This is a genomic window from Kocuria sp. TGY1127_2, assembly GCF_013394385.1.
In the GTDB taxonomy this organism is placed as follows: domain Bacteria; phylum Actinomycetota; class Actinomycetes; order Actinomycetales; family Micrococcaceae; genus Rothia.
Genome location: NZ_AP022834.1, coordinates 1826474 through 1845037, shown reverse-complemented (window position 1 = coordinate 1845037; position 18564 = coordinate 1826474). Strand labels below are relative to the sequence as shown.

9 protein-coding genes and 1 pseudogene are annotated in these 18564 nt (G+C 61.5%); 9 read left to right on the top strand and 1 reads right to left on the bottom strand.

All coding sequences use genetic code 11. The features are described 5' to 3' along the window. Positions 1-252 precede the first annotated feature (252 nt). From sake_RS08285 to sake_RS13455, 7 genes and pseudogenes are all read left to right on the top strand, one after another. Positions 253-2361 carry a type IIA DNA topoisomerase subunit B gene (locus tag sake_RS08285; protein WP_178945811.1) on the top strand — a complete coding sequence of 703 codons (2109 nt, stop codon included), beginning with the start codon at positions 253-255 and terminating at the stop codon, positions 2359-2361. Between the two features lie 57 nt (positions 2362-2418). Further along, positions 2419-3450: a malate dehydrogenase gene (locus sake_RS08280; protein WP_129360921.1), complete on the top strand. Its 1032-nt coding sequence runs from the start codon at positions 2419-2421 to the stop codon at positions 3448-3450. Positions 3451-3630: 180 nt separating this feature from the next. After that, positions 3631-5208 carry a cytochrome ubiquinol oxidase subunit I gene (locus tag sake_RS08275; RefSeq protein ID WP_129360920.1) on the top strand — a complete coding sequence of 526 codons (1578 nt, stop codon included), beginning with the start codon at positions 3631-3633 and terminating at the stop codon, positions 5206-5208. A gap of 12 nt (positions 5209-5220) precedes the next feature. Continuing rightward, entirely contained in the window at positions 5221-6285 is a 1065-nt protein-coding gene (cydB, locus tag sake_RS08270) for a cytochrome d ubiquinol oxidase subunit II (protein ID WP_129360919.1), read from the top strand. Between the two features lie 9 nt (positions 6286-6294). Then, positions 6295-10029 carry a thiol reductant ABC exporter subunit CydC gene (gene cydC, locus sake_RS08265; protein WP_178945810.1) on the top strand — a complete coding sequence of 1245 codons (3735 nt, stop codon included), beginning with the start codon at positions 6295-6297 and terminating at the stop codon, positions 10027-10029. A gap of 111 nt (positions 10030-10140) precedes the next feature. After that, the gene (locus sake_RS08260; protein WP_178945809.1) at positions 10141-11169 is read left to right on the top strand and encodes an endonuclease/exonuclease/phosphatase family protein; all 1029 of its coding nucleotides are present in this window, start codon (positions 10141-10143) and stop codon (positions 11167-11169) included. Between the two features lie 371 nt (positions 11170-11540). After that, a pseudogene (locus sake_RS13455) lies at positions 11541-12453 on the top strand (IS481 family transposase); the annotation flags it as partial. Here sake_RS13455 and sake_RS08245 read toward each other — a convergent pair. Further along, the gene (locus tag sake_RS08245) at positions 12450-15017 is read right to left on the bottom strand and encodes a DNA topoisomerase (ATP-hydrolyzing) subunit A (RefSeq protein WP_178945806.1); all 2568 of its coding nucleotides are present in this window, start codon (positions 15015-15017) and stop codon (positions 12450-12452) included. The pseudogene sake_RS13455 and the gene sake_RS08245 sit on opposite strands and share 4 nt — an antisense overlap. Positions 15018-15102: 85 nt before the next feature. Here sake_RS08245 and sake_RS08240 point away from each other — a divergent pair, with 85 nt between their 5' ends. Beyond that, the gene (locus sake_RS08240) at positions 15103-17820 is read left to right on the top strand and encodes a bifunctional GNAT family N-acetyltransferase/acetate--CoA ligase family protein (RefSeq protein ID WP_178945805.1); all 2718 of its coding nucleotides are present in this window, start codon (positions 15103-15105) and stop codon (positions 17818-17820) included. A 130-nt stretch (positions 17821-17950) separates the two neighbouring features. After that, positions 17951-18550, top strand: coding sequence for a DUF5998 family protein (locus sake_RS08235; RefSeq protein WP_129360913.1), 600 nt, complete (start codon positions 17951-17953; stop codon positions 18548-18550). Positions 18551-18564: the final 14 nt, after the last annotated feature.

Here is an 18564-nt window from a genome sequence, read left to right as displayed (position 1 = left end):
GATTTTCCTCCTGACGTCTACGGCCGGTCAGTTACCTCAGGTTCCACCGTTCCCAACCTGGGCGGCGGGCCGATTGCGGAATCTCTAACCGGTTTGAGTGTTCATCTATGCAAACACGCCGAACAGCCAATTTCATCCCGACATAGCATCGTTCGCTGTGGGCGTTGACCTGGACGTCATGCGGATGCCCTTAGACTGGATGTCGCCCCACAAGGCAACCACCACTTCGAGATTGTCAGGAGCCCTACCTCAGTGTCGCCGAAGAAGTCCGAGTACACAGCCCACCAGCTCTCCGTCCTAGAGGGCTTGGAAGCCGTACGCAAACGCCCCGGTATGTACATCGGGTCCACCGACTCCCGCGGCTTGATGCACTGTCTCTGGGAAATCATCGACAACTCCGTCGACGAAGCATTGTCCGGCTACGGCCAATCCATCGAAATCGTCCTCAACAGGGACGGATCGGTAGAAGTAGCGGACGACGGTCGCGGAATTCCGACCGACATCGAACCTCGGACGGGTTTGTCCGGTGTCGAAGTGGTCTTCACCAAGCTCCACGCCGGTGGCAAATTCGGAGGCGGGACCTACAACGCGGTCGGAGGGCTCCACGGCGTCGGTGCATCCGTCGTCAACGCTCTGTCCTCGCGGCTGGACGTACAGGTCGACCGCGAGTCCAAGACGTACCAGATGTCTTTCCAACGGGGTATACCCGGTGTCTACCAAGACGGAGGCACGCCCAAGCCGGATGTGCCGTTTACCCCCGCAGAAGGCAAAGCGGCGCTGGAGATCGTCGGAAAGGCCCGTAGGGGAGTAACCGGCACCCGTGTGCGGTACTGGGCGGACCGTCAGATCTTCACCCCTGACGCGAAGTTCGACTACGAACGACTGGTCGAGCGCGCCCGCCAGACCAGTTTCTTGGTGCCCGGATTGCGACTCAGCATCCGTGACGAGCGTCGACTGCCCGGGACCCCGGGCGCGGATGCTCCGCACGAAGAGGTGTTCCAACACGACGGCGGCATCTCTGAATACGTTGAATTCCTGGCCCCAGATCCTGCGCTGACCGACGTATGGCGATTTCAGGGATCCGACAGCTTCAAAGAGACCGTTCCGGTCCTCGACTCCAACGGACACAGCCAGCTGAAAGAGGTCGAACGCGAGTGCGAGGTTGACATCGCACTCCGGTGGGGCACCGGCTACGACACCAACGTCCGCTCTTACGTGAACATCATTGCTACGCCCAAGGGCGGAACCCACGTGACCGGGTTCGAGCAGGGCCTGCTGCGGACGCTGCGCAAGGAAATCACGGCCAATGCGCGGAAGCTCAAGGTGGGGTCGGACAAAATTGAGAAGGACGATGCGCTTGCCGGTCTGACTGCGGTGCTCAATGTGCGACTCGTGGAGCCCCAGTTCGAAGGCCAGACCAAGGAGATCCTCGGTACGCCCGCGGCTCGAGCTATTGTCAACAAGGTCCTCTCGCGGGAGCTCGAGAAGGTGCTGACCTCTCGAAACCGCTCCGAAAAACAGCAGAGCGCTGCCGTTCTCGAAAAAGTCGTCTCCGAGATGAAGTCCCGCATCTCGGCGCGTGTCCACAAGGAAACCCAGCGGCGCAAGAATGCCCTGGAAACCTCAACCATGCCTGCAAAACTCGTGGACTGCCGTTCCAACGAAGTCGATCATTCCGAGCTGTTCATCGTGGAGGGCGACTCCGCACTCGGAACGGCACGGCTCGCTCGGTCGTCGCAATACCAGGCGCTTCTGCCGATCCGCGGCAAGATCCTGAACGTCCAGAAAGCTTCCGTCACGGATATGCTCGCCAATGCCGAATGTGCGGCGCTTATCCAGGTGATCGGCGCCGGTTCCGGGCGCAGTTTCGACATCGATGCCGCCCGTTACGGCAAGGTCGTCATGATGACCGACGCCGACGTCGACGGAGCACATATCCGGACTCTTCTGCTGACGCTCTTCTACCGCTACATGCGCCCGCTGGTCGACGCCGGCCGAGTTTACGCGGCGGTCCCGCCGTTGCACCGGGTCGAAGTGATCAACGGGGGTGGCAAACCGAACGACATGGTCTACACGTATTCTGAGAAAGAACTTCACGAAACCCTGACCCGTCTCGAAGCGGAAGGGAAACGCTATAAAGAGCCCATCCAGCGTTACAAAGGGCTCGGTGAAATGGATGCGGACCAACTCGCGGAAACCACCATGGACCCCCGACACCGTTTGCTGCGCAGAGTTCGCATCGAAGATGCCGAAGCGGCAGAGCGTGCCTTCTCACTGCTCATGGGATCGGAAGTCGCCCCTCGCAAAGAATTCTTGATCACCAATGCCGACCAGCTGGATCTCGAACAAATCGACGCCTGACAACGGGAGTCCACAGGGGCTCCTCTCGAAGCGGGCCACGCCACTATACTCTGCGGTATGAGTAACAACGTCGAGTTTTCCAATCCACCAGTCACTGTGACCGTCACCGGTGCGGCCGGCCAGATCGGTTACGCGAGTCTTTTCCGAATCGCTCATGGGGAGATGCTGGGAAAAAACCAGCCCGTACGGCTTCGGCTGTTGGAAATTCCCCAGGCTCGACAAGCGGCCGAGGGAACCGCAATGGAACTAGCCGACGGTGCGTTCCCGCTGCTCGAGTCCGTCAATATCTTCGACGATGCCGCCCAAGCCTTCGAGGGGGCCAACGTCGGGCTTCTGATCGGTTCGAAGCCACGACAGAAGGGCATGGAGCGCTCAGACCTTCTGGAAGCGAACGCAGGCATCTTCTCGGTCCAGGGAGCTGCACTGAACCGCGGCGCGGCGGACGACGTGCGCATCGTCGTCGTAGGCAACCCGGCGAATACGAATGCTCTCATCGCTGCATCTCACGCCCCGGATATCCCGACCGACCGTTTCACGGCCCTCACCAGGCTGGATCACAACCGCGCGGTGGCCCAATTGGCGCAGGCGACAAATTCCCGGGTGGGGGATATCCGTCGCATGACCATCTGGGGAAATCATTCCGCAACGCAGGTACCGGACCTCGAGTTCGCGACCATATCCGGCCGTCCCGCCCGTGAGGTTCTTGACGAGAACGGCCTGGGCGACGAGTGGATCCGTGAGGGCTTCATCCCTACCGTCGCCCAACGCGGGGCTGACATTATCAGGGTTCGGGGAGGTTCCTCCGTTGCGTCCGCTGCGCACGCCGCCTTGTCGCACATGCGTGACTGGATCCATGGAACGAATGAGGGGGACTGGACCTCGATGGGTGTCGTCTCGGACGGATCCTATGGCGTGGATGAAGGGCTCATCAGCTCGTTCCCCGTCTCATGCAGGTCAGGTAGTTGTGAGATTAATCATGATTTGAAATTGACTCAGGATACTCAGGAGCGACTCAATACCAGCGTTTCGGAGCTGCGCGAGGAACGCGATGCGGTTCGTGCGAAAGGGTTGTTGGGACCCAAAGCATGACATTAGGGGATTCTCCTCGGAGGCGTCTTCCGGGCCGGCCAAAGGGTGGAAATCACCCTTTCTAGCCTGTCAAGAAGGCCCCTGACAGAGTGTCACTGGACGCCCAGGGGTGGTTGCTACCTTGTAGGTATCCGGTCCGATCCGAACCGGTTGAGTGCGTTCAGTTGCGCGAGGAGAATCGTGGATACTGTAGAAATTGCCCGCTGGCAGTTCGGGACCACAACCGTTTACCACTTCATGATGGTGCCTCTGACCCTGGGCCTCGGGATGGTCGTTGCGATCTTCAATATCATGTGGATCAAGACAGGCAAGGAGGAGTACCTCAGGCTCACGAAATTCTGGGGCAAGCTCTACCTGATCAACTTCATCATGGGTGTGGCCACGGGGCTGGTCCAAGAGTTTCAATTCGGTATGGCGTGGAGCGAATACTCCCGATTCGTCGGCGACGTCTTCGGTGCTCCGCTGGCTATGGAAGGCTTGCTGGCATTCTTCATCGAGTCAACGTTCTTGGGCCTGTGGATCTTCGGATGGAAAAAGCTCAAGCCCGTGATCCATGCGCTGTGTCTGTGCGCGGCAGTGGCGGCTTCGTGGCTCTCGGCTTTCTTCATCGTCATCGCCAACTCGTGGATGCAACATCCTGTTGGCTACGAAATCGTCAACGGGCGGCCGATCCTCAATGACATCGTCGCCGTGTTGACCAACAACACCGCGATCGTCGCTATCATCCACACGCTTTTCGGCTCTCTGGCCGTCGCTGGCTCTTTCCTCCTCGGTATCGCCTGGTACAAGCTCTGGAAGCGACGGGCCAAGGGTATCGACACGGTCGACTCTGAGGGTCGAGTCGTCGTCGGCGATTCTGGTCATGGGGCCCAGGACAAGAAGGACCACACGGTGTGGTTCCGTTCCTTGCGAGTCGGAATCCTCGTCGGCCTCATCGGGTTCTTGGGTACAGCGTTCAGCGGGCACATCCAGGGGCAGCTGATGTTCCAACAGCAGCCGCTCAAAATGGCGGCCGCCGAAGCGGCATGCCACGACGGCACAGCCTTCTCCGTCATGACGATCTCCGATCTGGGTTCTCAGAACTGCGACGACGTCAACACGTTGATCGAGCTCCCCGGACTGCTGTCCTTCCTCGCCCACGACGACTTCACGACGAACATCCCGGGTATCACAACGCTGATGCCGGAGTACCAGCACATGTACGGGACCAACCTCGCCGATAAGTCGCTGTACGGAGACCGCGCAGGATCGGAGATCAGTTATCTTCCGCTGATGGAGGTCACCTACTGGGGCTTCCGAATCATGATCACCTTCGGCGGTCTGGCGGCCGCGTCCTGCGTCTTCGCGTGGTGGGTAACGCGCAAGGGCACGGTTCCACAAGCCAAGTGGCTCATGCGTCTCGCCGTCTTCGGAATCTTCGCGCCCTTCGGGGCAAATATTGCCGGTTGGATCTTCACCGAAATGGGCCGCCAGCCCTTCGTCGTGGCGCCGAACCCCGATTTGCCCCTGAGCCAACGTATCTACATGTTCACTGAGGCGGCGGTATCGCCCAATGTGTCCGCGGGCGAGCTGTTGTTCTCGCTCATTGCCCTGGTCCTGATCTATGCCGTGCTCATGGTTGTGGAGGTCTTCCTGATCTCCAGATACGTCAAGACCGGAGTCGTCGCCGCCATGCCGGAGCTGGTCAAACCTCAGAAGGACAACGACGACGACAACGACGACCACAAGAACGACGACGTTCTGGCCTTCGCCTACTAGGAGCGACCCATCATGTTCGAAGAATTTGTTGGCCAACCCGGCTTGCCGACCCTGTGGTTCCTGGTGGTCGGAGTCCTGCTCATCGGATACGTCATCCTCGACGGTTTCGACTTGGGCGTCGGAATGTTGATGGGTCGGATCTTCTCCCGCAATGAGAAGGAGCGACGCCTGCTGCTCAACACCATCGGTCCCGTTTGGGACGGCAACGAGGTGTGGTTGGTAACGGGCGGCGCGGCGATCTTTGCGGCGTTCCCCATGTGGTATGCCGCCTTGTTCTCGGCCTTGTACATTCCGCTCACATTGATTCTGCTAGCACTGATCCTGCGGGCCGTCTCGATCGAATACCGCGGCAAGCTGACCGGCCCCCGGTGGGAACCCCGATGGAACGCTCTCATGTCCGTCGCATCGTTCTTCATTGCCTTCCTCATCGGTGCCGCTCTGGCCATCACGACGACGGGGCTCCCGCTGAACAGCAACGCCGACCGAATGGGTGGGCCTTTCGCCTGGCTGACCGTTCCCGCAGTGATCGGTGGCTTGGGAATGGTCGGATTCAGCCTTGTACACGGTCTGGCGTTCCTGGCGCTCAAGACCGACGGCGAGGTTCGCCATCGGGCACGGAAGATGATGGTGCGAGCGTTGCCGATCGCCCTGCTGCCCATGGCGGCCTGGGCGATATGGCTCCAGTTCATCGGGGCGACCCCCTTGTCGCTCACGCTGCTCGCACTGGCAGTCATCGCTGCCATTATTTCGTGGGTCATGGCCGCCCGAGCCCGCGAAGGGGTGGCTTTCGCCGGGATCGCAGGGTTTGCGTTCTTCGGGGCTCTCGCGATTTTCATGGCTGCCTACCCCAATGTCCTCCCGACCACGCTTGCGGACGGCACGACCCTGACGATCAGCAACGCCTCATCGTCGCCGTACACCCTAAAAATCATGACGATCGTGGCGGCCGTCGGTTTGCCGGTTCTTTTCCTGTACCAGGGATGGACGTACTGGGTGTTCCGGAAGCGTCTTTCGGCGGAGCACATACCCGAGGCCCACAACGTCACGGACCTGGCCAATCATCCGAACGCGAGCTGAATCAACTCATTGAGCACACACCCCAAGAAATCGAGGGCTCAGCGTCGGAAGAGTCAGCCTCCGCCGCTGGGTCCTCACGCTCGCCGGATCATCCCAGTGCTTGGGGTCGTCAGCGTCCTCAGGGCAGTCGGCCTGGTGGGATTCGCCGCGGCCGTGGGTTCACTGCTTGCGGCCCTGGCGAAGGCCGCCTTCGACGCGATCTCGCACGGGCATGGCAGCGAGGCTTCTTCGGGCTGGGCCGATTTTGTGGGTTCCAAGTCGGCTGGCGTGGACGGACTGTTCCCGCACTGGTTGATCGGTGGGGACGGAGGAGCCTGGTCCTGGGGCACGGTCGCGGTCGGGCTGTCATCGCTTGTACTTCGTGCCCTCGCTGATTGGGGGCTGTCCGTCGTCTCGCAAAGAGCCGCTACGGAAACGAAATCCACCATTCGGCGAGGGCTGCTCGAACGTGTTCTCTCCGCCCCTAGGGCTTCTTCCTCGGGCAGGGAAGCAACAGGCGACGGCGCCATTGCAATCCTGGTATCGAGAGGCCTCGATGCCCTGGACGATTATTACGTCAAAACCATCACTGCCTTGGTCTCTACGGGCGTGGTTCCTGCGATCCTGTTGGTCGTGGTCCTCTGCGTGGACCCGTTGAGTGCACTGGTCCTCGTCCTCACGCTGCCGCTGGTCCCGATTTTCATGATCTTGATCGGGAAGACGACGCAGAACGATACACGAGAAGCGCAGTCGCAGTTGCTTCGGCTGTCGCAACATATTGTGGAGCTCTCCCGCGGACTGCCGGTTCTGTTCGGGCTCAAACGGGAGAAAGCACAAGCCCAAGCGCTCTCCGAACTGGGCGAACAATACCGCCGCCGGACGATGACGACGTTGCGATCGGCTTTCCAGTCTTCTCTTGCCCTCGAGCTCATCACGACGATCTCGGTTGCATTGGTCGCGGTGTTCATCGGACTGCGGCTCGTCCACGGTCAGATCGGCCTCGATACCGCGTTGCTGGTCCTCCTGCTCGCCCCGGAATGTTTTCAGCCCCTCCGCGACGTCGGAACGGCTTTCCACCAATCACAGGACGGCGTGGAAGCCCTTCGTCGTTCTGCAGAAATCCTCGACGAGCCCGTCGGCCGATCCGTGGTGACCAAGCACGGCCTCGGTTCCGTATCCGTGGACCGGCTGACCGTCGGATACCCGGACCGTGGTCAGGTTCTCAGGGACGTTTCCTTCACACTCGCCCCTGGGACGACGACCCTCCTCACCGGCCCCTCCGGAAGCGGAAAAACCACCTTGCTCAAGGCCATGGGCGATCTGACACGCGCTGAGCGGGTCGAACCCAACGCGCAAGGGCCAACCATGAGCGGGAGCATCTCGACGCCGGATGCGGTGGCGTGGATCGGACAGTCTCCCCAATTCCTGGCCTCGACCGCGGCCGACGAGGTAGGTCTTTACGCCGATCCCGAAGACGCCGAGATATGGCTCCGCGACTTCGAAGCCGAACGAGGACCGGACCAAAGCCCGAAGGGTGAAAGGCTCCGATCCGAATGGTCTCCCGTCATCTGTGCCGCTCTGCGATCGGTAGGTCTCGAGGAATTGGGGAGCATCGCGCCAACAGCGTTGTCCGCCGGGCAAGCACGCCGTCTGGCCATCGCACGGGTCCTGGCTGCTTCAAGGGTCCAGCTGTCCGATCGCACGGATTCGGGGGAGTCCAAGACCGGTCAACTGATCCTGGTCGACGAACCGACCGCTCATCTTGATGCGGAGGCAGCCGGCAAAGTCACCGGCGCGTTGCGGGAACTCTCGGAGGCGGGAGCCACGATCCTGTGGGTGACTCACGACGTTTCCACGGCCCCTCCCGGCGCGGGGCGGATCGTCTTGGACAGAAACGGTCGGATCGCCCAACGGGATCATTCCTCCAGGCAGGATGAGAGCCTCGGATCCCGAGTGCGCTCGGGAGGAGAGCCGGCATCGGTGCGGGTCGCCTCCCGCCGACCTGGCACTGAAAAACCGATCGTTGACGGAGACGAGGAGCGTGAAGACGTCGAGGCTTACGGCATCCGGGAGACCTTGGCGACGGTCCGGCGCGCAACCGGCGTGCGCTGGCGCCAAGCATTGGGCTCCGTGGGCCTGTCCTTTCTGACAGTCGCTTTCGGGGCATCACTCACGGCGCTTTCGGGGTGGTTGATCGTTCGGGCTTCGCAGCAGCCGGGGATGATGTATCTGATGGTCGCGATCGTGGGCGTCAGATTCTTCGGTCTGGGACGTGCCGTATTCCGTTACCTCGAGCGGTTGCTCACGCACGACATCGTGCTGCGCGCCGCGAACCGCTTGCGCATGAATGCCTGGAACTCGATGGGGGAGTCGGCACTCAGCCTCCGCTCGCTGTTGCGAGGAGGAACTTTTTTGGACCGGCTCGTCGGTGATGTCGACGAATTGCGCGACGCCATGCCACGAGTCCTCCTGCCCATCGCCACGATCGTCCCCACGATGATCGCAGCCGTGGCGGCTACGGCCTGGACCGTGCCGTCCGCCGCGTGGTTGGTTGCCGTTGCCGCGTTCGTGACCTCAGTGATCATCCCTTGGATCGTCCTCGTTGCTGACCGGCATGCGGACACCGTGAGCCGTACATCCAGTGAGCGAACGCTGCGAGGCGCTCTCGGGGCCATGGAATCTTCCGAAGACCTCAGGGGCAATCGTCTGAGCAACGCCGTGTTGTCGACACTCACGCGCCAGGACCACATAGCTCTGCGAGCCTCCCGACGATCCGCCGTCGCAACCGGCCTGGGCAACGGGCTTACGCTCGCGACGTGGTGGGCAACGGCGCTGGGCACTGCCGCTCTCGCGTGGGGTCCTGTGACCAACGGGGACATCAGCGCTCCGATGGCCGCGATCCCAGTCCTCCTGTGCACGGCACTCGTCGAGCCCTCGACCCAAGCCATTGATGCCATCCGTTCGTGGCCGACTTTTTCGCGCCTCGTAGCCAAGATCCGTCGCGGGCTGGTCACCACGTCTCGTGGGTCGGCGTACACAGTGGAAGAGAGCGATGAGGCAGAATCCTCTGAGAAGAGTCTGATGGGCGCGCAGGCCCTGACCCTCGACAATCTCTCGGCACGATGGCCAGGAATGGACCGTCCCGCGGTCAACGGACTGTCCGGTCAGGTCCGCCGTGGCTCAACCCTGGGGATCACCGGTCCCTCCGGTTCCGGAAAAACAACCACCCTTGCGATACTGCTCGGATTCCTGACTCCCGAGAGCGGTGAAATCCGCGTCGACTCGGAACAGGTGACCTCCCAGAGACTCCGCGGGGCCTCGGCATGGTGCCCACAGGACGCCTATATTTTCGACTCGACCATCCGGGGGAACTTGTCTCTCGCCCGCCCGCGGACGGCCGCTCCGTCCGATGAAGAACTCAAATCCGTCATGCGCCGTGTAGGTCTGGGGCCTCTCCTCGACTCATGGGAATTCGGGTTGGAGACTCGCGTTGGCGCTGGAGGCTCAATGCTCTCCGGAGGGCAGCGGCAGCGCCTCGCGATGGCGCGAGCCCTTCTGACTGAAGCGCCGTTTCTTCTGGTGGACGAGCCGACCGCGCATCTCGACGAAGAGGCCGCGTTATCTCTCATTGAGGAACTGGACCGAGCCACGCGCACTTCAACATCGGGTACCGACGCTCCGGGTACGATAGTCATTTCGCATCGGCCCACCGATCTCGTGCATTGTCGCTCCGTCATTTCTCTCGAGGGCGACTCGGGCCGGTAGCCCCGTACGTCGTGGCTGAGCCGCACGCCGGGCGCCCAAATCGCCTGAGTGGACGGGGAATCGGACCATTCACTCGAACAGCTCGGCCTCTTCGAAGGAGCACCACAGCACATGCGCAAAGGCCTCAAGCTTGCTTCGGTCGTATTTCTGCTCCCTCCGCTGTACCTGGTGTTCGTGCTGGTGACTCCGTGGCTGGCGGTGCAGGGCATCGGGATCGCCGCACCGTGGACCACCCGACTCGTCTTCGGCCAGATCTTGGCCTTCCCAGTGCTTGTCGGTTGCGCCATGGGGCTCTTGTTCTTGATGTGGGCGCTGCTCGGCTGGACATCCCGATTTCTCTCGCACGATCGCCGCACCGTCAATGTGACACCCCTACTCGGCATCCTGGTCTCGGCGGTTTGCGTGGTCTTGGCTGCCAATCCGGTATCCGAGTCGCAGACGGGCCCGTCCGAGGGCGAAACCCTCTCCGTGGTGAGCTGGAACGTCCATGACGAGCTGAACTTGAATGATCTCCGGGACCTCGTCGTCGACGACCCGGAGGTCGTGGTCCTGCCGGAGGCGAGTACGGGGCCGCTCGAGACTCACCTGGCTCAACTGGGCAAGGGCGGGCAATACCAAATCTTTGCAACCGAAACCAAAGCCGGGGTTTCCCCGACGACGGTCATGATCTCGAAGAACATGGGGCGGTACCAGGTCCGGGACGGAGCGGAGACCACATTGGGCACATTGACCGTAGAACCGCGCGACCAGAATTCCCGAAAACCGGTCATCCTCGGTGTGCACACCGCTAGTCCCGTTCCGAATTGGATGGACCTGTGGGACTCGGATGTCGGGAACGTTCTCGATGCCGTGTGCTCTCCTCGTCACGAACGTGAACGCCCCGTCATCGCCGCGGGTGACTACAACGCCAATCCGTGGCACGGCCACATGGCGAGCATTCCCTCGCGTGAAGGATGCTCGGATGCCCTTCCGTCATCGGGCGTGTCCACCGGAACCTGGCCGAGCGCTGCCCCTGCGTGGGCCAGAACTCAGATCGACCACATCGTGGTCAATGGGGCCGTCCGAGTGGAAGACGGCAAAGTCATGTCACTTACGGGTCCCTCGGACCACGTGCCAGTGACAGCAACCCTGCGATACTAGCGGCCGCACCGAAGCCGGTGTACTCGGGCTTGTCCGCCGCGCCCCATGCGAGCCCCGCCGGCGCAATGCCCCTGGTACTAGCCGTACTGACCGGGGACATTAGTTCAGTGTTCGTCGCGTGCTCCGAAGTTGCTTGTGAGCCAATCCTCGATTGAGGCCCATGGGAAGACTCGCGGATCATGCGACCCGCGCGAGATCGCAGGCCTCGCAGAGACAGAGGTCGCCCTCGACGCCTGCGATGTGGATGTCACCCACCTGTGTGTGGTTTCTTCTTCACGAATTTGTTGTTGGACCTGGCATCGATCAAGACCGGGCGGCTCCGGACCGTGCTGCCACTCGACTCCCCGATGAGCTGGGTCGCCCTACGAGACATTGCTGAGGTGGCAGCCCGCGTTCAAGTTTCATGGCCACCCGTCAAGAGATGGGTCGGAAGGTATCTCGCTGGGGGAGGCCATGATCAGACCACTCATCGCAACCCGGAATCTCGCCGAACAAAACGCGGAAGGCAGCAACAAAACGGCGCGTGAGCCAGCGAAAACGGTTGAGGGAGGGGCCGGTTCAGCTCGCCGCTCGGCTCGGCATTGCCCCGTCCACTGTGTATCGGATTCTGCGCGCCGCGCGGCTCAATCGACTCTCCTACACCGACCTCGCCACGGCCGAGCCCATCCGAGGCCATGAGCATGACCATCCAGGATCGCTCGTGCACGTCGATGTGAAGAATCTCGAAAACATCCCTGACGGAGGTGGATGGCGATATTCCGGCCGCGGGCAAGGGGAGAAGAATCGGTCAGTGACGCCTGACAAGCAGAAGAGCAAGTGACACAACCCCAATCTCGGTTACGCCTTTGTGCACAATGTCCTCGACGAGCGCCCCCGCGTTGCCTATACAGAGGTGCATGATGATGAGACCGCAGTCACTGCGGTCGGGGTTATGCACCGGGCCGTCGACTGGTTCGCCGGACGTGGCGTCACCGTCGAGCGTGTTATCTCAGACAATGGCAGTACCTACCGTTCGCGCCTTCGGCGCGACTCTTGTGAATCCCTAACTATCCGTTCGGGATGGACACGCCCATACCAGCCACAGACGAATGGCACAGTGGAACGCCTCCACCGGGCCCAGGCGGATGGTTGGGCCTATTCCCGCTGCTACAGGTCAGTGCAGGAACGGCGCGACGCGATCAATGCCTGGTTGCATCACTACAACCAGCACCGCCCACACTCAGCTTGCGGCAATCAGCCGCGTCCTTGACACGTTTAATCAACATCCCCGATCGGTACAACTAGCTAGCCGTGATGTCGACCGAATCATCGGTGTCGTCTCGCACCGAACCGTCTTCTGCACCGGATCCGAGGGCTGGTCCGATGGCATCGATCGACTGTGAGAGCTGAACCCCCGAGCCGTCGCGGGTACCGTATTCGGTCGGCAAGGACCGGGAGACGCCGGCCGCTGAGACGGCCTTGGCCGGACCCCTGCCGGCCCACGCAAGCCGAAGGACCGACTCGCCCTTGAGGAAACGGTGGGCACGTACACCACCTGTGGCTCGCCCCTTGGACGGGTACTCACTGAATTCAGTGATCTTCGCCGACCCGGCCACAGTCCCCGGCAGCGCTTCGCCCGAATCGGAAACCGTCACGACGACAGCGGGCTCGCCCGGTGCGATGGCGCCGAAATACAGAACGCGGTCTCCTTCGGCCAATTTGATTCCCGCGACACCTCCTGCGGTACGACCCTGCGGGCGGACCTTGGCCGCGTCGAAGGATAGAAGCTTGGCCTCGCGAGTGATGAAAACCAGATTGTCATCATTCGATGCATGCGTGACTCCCACCAGCTCGTCGCCGTCCTTGAGCGAAATGATGGGCCAGTCGTCCCTGTTCAACGGGTAGTCCGGATTGACGCGCTTGACGACGCCTTGCGCCGTACCGAGCGCGATGACTTGATTGAGTGGCGCGAGGCCGACCAACGACTCGCCCTTTTCCAAGGTCAGGAAGTCCTTGACCTGAACACCAGTGCCGAGGTTCGGTGCACTTCCGGAGAGCTCTAGCTGCGGTATGTCCATGACGTTGACGCGGACCATTCGTCCCGAGGAGAGGACGGCCCCGATCTCGCCCCGGGCAGTCGCCGGCACCAAAGAACGCAGGGCATCGTGCTTGATCCGTTTCCCGGGGTCCTCGAAGGACTCCCTGCCGCCGGGCCCACCCGGAGTTCGCCCGAGCTGACCTGACGTGGAGAGCGCGACCCAACACGGGTCGTCCGCTATCTCCAGAGCAAGACCCAGCCCCTTCTTTGCAGTTTTCGCTCCCGAATCGGTCACCGCGGAGGCCAACTTCGCCAGATCGTCCGAGCCAGCCAACTCGGTGCGGCGATCCGTTCCGTAGCGTTCGGCGACCTCGGCCAGCTCGTCCGAGACCACGCCGCGCAATTTGGCATCGGAAGCGAGGATCGACTCGAGTTCTTCGATTTTCGCGCGGAGTTCGTCCCGCTCGGTTTCCAGCTCGATGCGGGAGAACTTGGTCAATTGGCGCAGACGCAATTCCAGGATGTGATTGGCTTGGGCCTCGCTCAGGTCGAAGACCATCATCAGTCGCTCTCGTGCCTGAGCCGTCTGATCCGAGGACCGAATGATCTCGATGACTTCATCGATGTCGAGAATTGCAACCAGAAGGCCCTCGACCAGGTGCAACCGGTCCTTGGATTTGCCCAAGCGGAAGGCAGTTCGGCGACGAACGACGTCGATCCTGTGCCCGACGTAAACCTTCAACAGGTCCAACAGACCCAGTGTCCGGGGCTGGCCGTCGACCAGCGCCACGTTGTTGATCCCGAACGAGTCCTCGAGCGGCGTGTACTTGTACAACGACTGCAAGACAGCGTGGGGATTGAACCCATTCTTGAGCTCTACGACGAGCCGCGTGCCGTTCTTGCGGTCCGTGAGATCCACGACGTCGGAAATGCCTGAGAGCTTCTTGGACTGGACACCGTCCTTGATTTTCTCAATGACTTTCTCCGCGCCCACCAGATACGGCAGTTCGGTGATCACGAGGCCTTGTTTCCGGGCCGTGACCTGTTCGATGCTGACCTTGGCACGGGTTTTGAAGGATCCACGGCCCGTCGCATATGCATCCTTGATGCCGTCTAGCCCGACGATCTTGCCGCCCGTCGGCAGATCCGGACCAGGAATGAACCTCATGATCTCATCGAGGGTCGCATCCGGTTGCTCGATCAAATGCCGGGCTCCCGCAATGACTTCGCGAAGATTGTGCGGGGCCATATTGGTTGCCATGCCCACGGCAATCCCCGAGGAGCCGTTGACCAATAGATTCGGGAATGCCGCGGGAAGGACACCCGGTTGCGTGAACTGGTTGTCGTAATTGGGCACGAAATCCACGACGTCTTCATCCAGATCGCCGGTCAGAGCGAGGGACGCAGGTGCCATACGGGCCTCGGTGTAACGGGCAGCCGCGGGACCGTCGTCGACCGAGCCGAAATTGCCGTGCCCATCGACCAAAGGCAGGCGCATCGCGAAAGGCTGCGCTAGCCGAACCATGGCGTCGTAGATGGCGCTGTCCCCGTGAGGATGCAACTTGCCCATGACCTCTCCGACCACGCGGGCAGACTTCACGTGACCCCGATCCGGGCGCAGGCCCATTTGGGTCATCATATAGAGAATGCGCCGTTGCACAGGTTTGAGACCGTCGCGTGCGTCCGGAAGTGCACGAGAATAGATCACCGAATACGAGTACTCGAGGAAGCTCGTTTCCATTTCGGACGACACATCGATATCGACGATGTTCTCGACGACGTCGAGCGGGAAATCCTCGGGAGTATTCGACGACTTACGGCGGGGGGCCATCTATGGATCCTCACGGTCTGACGGTTCTGGGCCTCACCAGTCTAGAACAATAGGCTCCTGTGACTTGCGCTACTAGACTGGGAGTATGGCCGAAGAGAATGTTTACCCCTCCCACTGGGAAGCCGACGTGGTGTTGCGTGACGGCGCAACCGCCCACCTCCGTCCCGTTCTCCCGACCGACCAGGACGCGCTCGCCGCGATGTATTCCCGTCAGTCGGAACGAACCATCTACTTGCGGTTCTTCACCTACAAATCGTCCTTGAGCGCCAAAGAGCTCGCCCGATTCACCACCGTCGACCATCATGACCGCGTAGCTTTCGTGATCATGCTTGGTCAAGAAATGATAGGCATCGGCCGTTACGACCGGACGAACGATCCCCACGAGGCGGAAGTCGCGTTCTTCATCTCGGATGCCCACCACGGCCGGGGAATAGGATCGATTCTCCTCGAGCATCTTGCGGCAGCAGGACTGGAGAGAGGTATCACCAAATTCTCGGCGGAAGTGCTTCCGGAGAACCGAAAAATGCTCAACGTGTTCTCGGAGGCCGGGTTCGAGGTGGCGCGAGTATTCGACGACGGCGTCGTCATGGTCAATTTCAATATCGACCCCACGAAAAAATCACGAGAGGTCATGGCGACCCGCGAGCACCGTGCCGAAGCGAAATCCGTGTCCTCCTTGATCGCTCCCAGATCGGTCGCGATCATCGGGGCCTCCCGTGATTGGAACCAGGTTGGGCACGAGATCCTCGTCAATATCGTCGAGGGCGGATTCACCGGCCCGGTCTACGGGATCAACCCCGAGGCCTTCGAACTTGCGGGCATGAAAGCGTACCCAAGCATCGCAGAGGTCCCCGAACCCGTCGACCTCGCGATCATCACCGTGCCGATCTCGGCTGTTGCGGGCGTTGTCGAGGAATGCGGCCGCGTGGGCGTACGCGGCGTGTGCATCGTCACGGGCGGATACGCCGACGACGGTGCGCGAGGGCGGGCTCGTCAACAAGCTCTCGTGCGCACTGCTCGAAGCTCCGGGATGCGCGTGATCGGGCCGGCCTCCTTGGGACTCATCAACACGGATCCGGCCGTGAACCTCAACGCTTCCCTCGGCGAAGCCAGGCCCCAGCCCGGAGGCCTTGGACTCTTCAGTCAATCAGCGGCCATCGGAGTGCTGCTGTACACGTCGGCACGCAGACGCCAGCTGGGGTTCTCTTCGGTTCTCTCAGCCGGGAACCGCGCCGACGTCTCCGGAAACGACATGATGCAGTACTGGGAGGACGACGGCGAAACCACCGCGTGCTGCATGTACCTCGAATCTATCGGCAATCCTCGCAAATTCTCCCGGATCGCCCGTCGCCTAGCTCGAAGCAAACCCGTCGTGGTCGCGAAGTCGGATGTGACCGGTGTCCAATTGCCTCCCGGACATACAGGCCGCACGAGTTCCGCTCCGCCGGAAGCCCTCAACGAGATGTTCCGCCAATCCGGAGTGATCAGAGCCGAAACCTCCGAACACCTCATGGACATTGCGCAGTTGCTCGTGTCCCAACCTCTGCCGCGAGGCCGGCGGGTCGCGGTTTTCTCCAATGCCTTCGCTCTCGGCCAGGTCATTGCGGACGCCTGCACGAGCCACGGCGTCGAGGCTAAGCACACCGAGCACGTGCTCGACACTGCCAGTCCCGACATCGATGCCCTGGACATGATCCGCGACGCCGTGCTCACGGCATTGCGCTCATCCGAGGTCGACGCAGCTGTTGCCTCGTTCCTGCCTTCTCCTCTGGTCGGGCAGGACGAAATTACCGAAGTCCTGGCGGATTGTGGAGCCGAAACCGGGAAACCCGTGCTCGCCGCCTTCACCGGCGTCGTGGAGCCTACCCCGTATCAGCGCGGAATTTATCCGTGCCCCCGCGAATACCGGGCTGCAGAAGCCGACGAGTCCTTCAACTACCCGGGCGTTCCTTGCTACGAGAGCCCGGGGGCGGCCATCGGGGCGCTCGCCGCGGCGATGGATTACGTGGCGTGGCGTGCACAGGAAGACGTTTTCGTCGAGGACATTGAGGGCGTGAACGCCAAAGCGGTCGAGGAAAAGATCGAGGAGCTCAAACCCAAGATCCAGGGGGAAGGGCTGCTGGAACTGGATCCACGTCGAACCGCCGAACTGCTGGGCGACTACGGAATCGCCGTCCTGGAATCGGTGCCATTCGAGACCAAGAACGAGGCCTGCGAGGCCGCCGAGAAACTCGGCTATCCCGTCGCACTCAAAGCGATCGATCCGACCATGCGACACCGGTTGGACCTTGGGGGAGTGCGGCTCGGAATCGAAGACCAGGAATCGCTCGTACGGGACATCGATCTGATGCGACGCACGCTGGCCACGTACGGGGACTTCGACCTCGAGGTCCAGAGTATGGCCCCCACGGGACAGAACTGCGTTATTCGTGCAATGGAGGACCCTCTACTCGGTCCGGTCGTGTCCTTCGGCATGTCGGGGGACTCGGTCAACTTGCTGGACGACTGGGCGCACCGTGTTCCGCCATTGACCCAGAGAGATGTCGAAAAGCTCGTACGATCGCCCAAAGCATCCAGAAAACTCTTCGGCTACGATGGATTACCCCCGGTACGTGTGGACCTCCTCGAAGACCTCATCCGTCGCGTAGCCGAGCTCAAGGACAGACATCCGGAAATAGCTCTGGTCGAACTCAACCCGATCATGATTTCCGGTCAGACCCTTACTGTCCTGGATTCCACCGTGAAACTGGGCAATCCGCAGCAGAGAACGGACAGCGCTCGTCGGACGATGTCACGCTCATGACGGGCGAGGGCTGCCTGGCCAGGGCATCGGGTCGTAGAATAGATGCAGCGCCCTGATCTGGGCGAGGAATTCCCCTGCATAGGGGCCGGACGGCCAACACGCCGTCAACAAGACCATCGGAAGCGAGTGCATGGCTGAGTCAGGAAACAACGGGCAGAACCTAGACCGCGATATCGTCAACGCGGGATTTTACCCTCAGTTGGTCAGCGACGTGGTGCGGGATGCCTTGGATGGGCAGATCCCATCCTCACACCTGGTTCACTTGGAGACCCACTTCGATCAGACCGAAGTTCACCGCCATGTGACCGTGGTGGCCTTGGCCGGGGAAATCGTTCAGATCACGCACGTTGATGACCAAACCTTGGACGAAGACGGAAATCAGGTCGTCGCCCACGTCTCGACCGAGACCGTTCCCATTCGTAATCTCACGTCGGTCACACTCTCGTATGCCTACAGGCAACCGCAGAACTACACCTCTGATGCGCTGGCCGCCGAAGTCACCCTGATGATGTCCTGGACCGGAAGCCATCGCCTCGATCTCCAGCCGGCCGGTTGCTCAGACCCCCAGTGCGACGCCGACCACGGCTACACCGGCGTCGCGGCGAGGGAAGACGTCGTCCTGCGCATCTCCGCCGAGGCGGACGGCCAGCAGGCAGTGCAGGATGCCAAAGAATTCGCGCGGGCACTGCGTCGGGCGAACACTGCACTGTCCGGAACCGTCCACTCCTGATGTCGGACCCAGGC

What these genes read in the sequence shown, in the direction of transcription:
- sake_RS08280 (WP_129360921.1), top strand. Translation starts at nt 2,419, where the DNA reads ATGAGTAACAACGTCGAGTTTTCCAATCCACCAGTCACTGTGACCGTC.
- cydB (WP_129360919.1), top strand. Translation starts at nt 5,221, where the DNA reads ATGTTCGAAGAATTTGTTGGCCAACCCGGCTTGCCGACCCTGTGGTTC.
- sake_RS08260 (WP_178945809.1), top strand. Translation starts at nt 10,141, where the DNA reads ATGCGCAAAGGCCTCAAGCTTGCTTCGGTCGTATTTCTGCTCCCTCCG.
- sake_RS08245 (WP_178945806.1), bottom strand. Translation starts at nt 15,017, where the DNA reads ATGGCCCCCCGCCGTAAGTCGTCGAATACTCCCGAGGATTTCCCGCTC.
- sake_RS08240 (WP_178945805.1), top strand. Translation starts at nt 15,103, where the DNA reads ATGGCCGAAGAGAATGTTTACCCCTCCCACTGGGAAGCCGACGTGGTG.
- sake_RS08235 (WP_129360913.1), top strand. Translation starts at nt 17,951, where the DNA reads ATGGCTGAGTCAGGAAACAACGGGCAGAACCTAGACCGCGATATCGTC.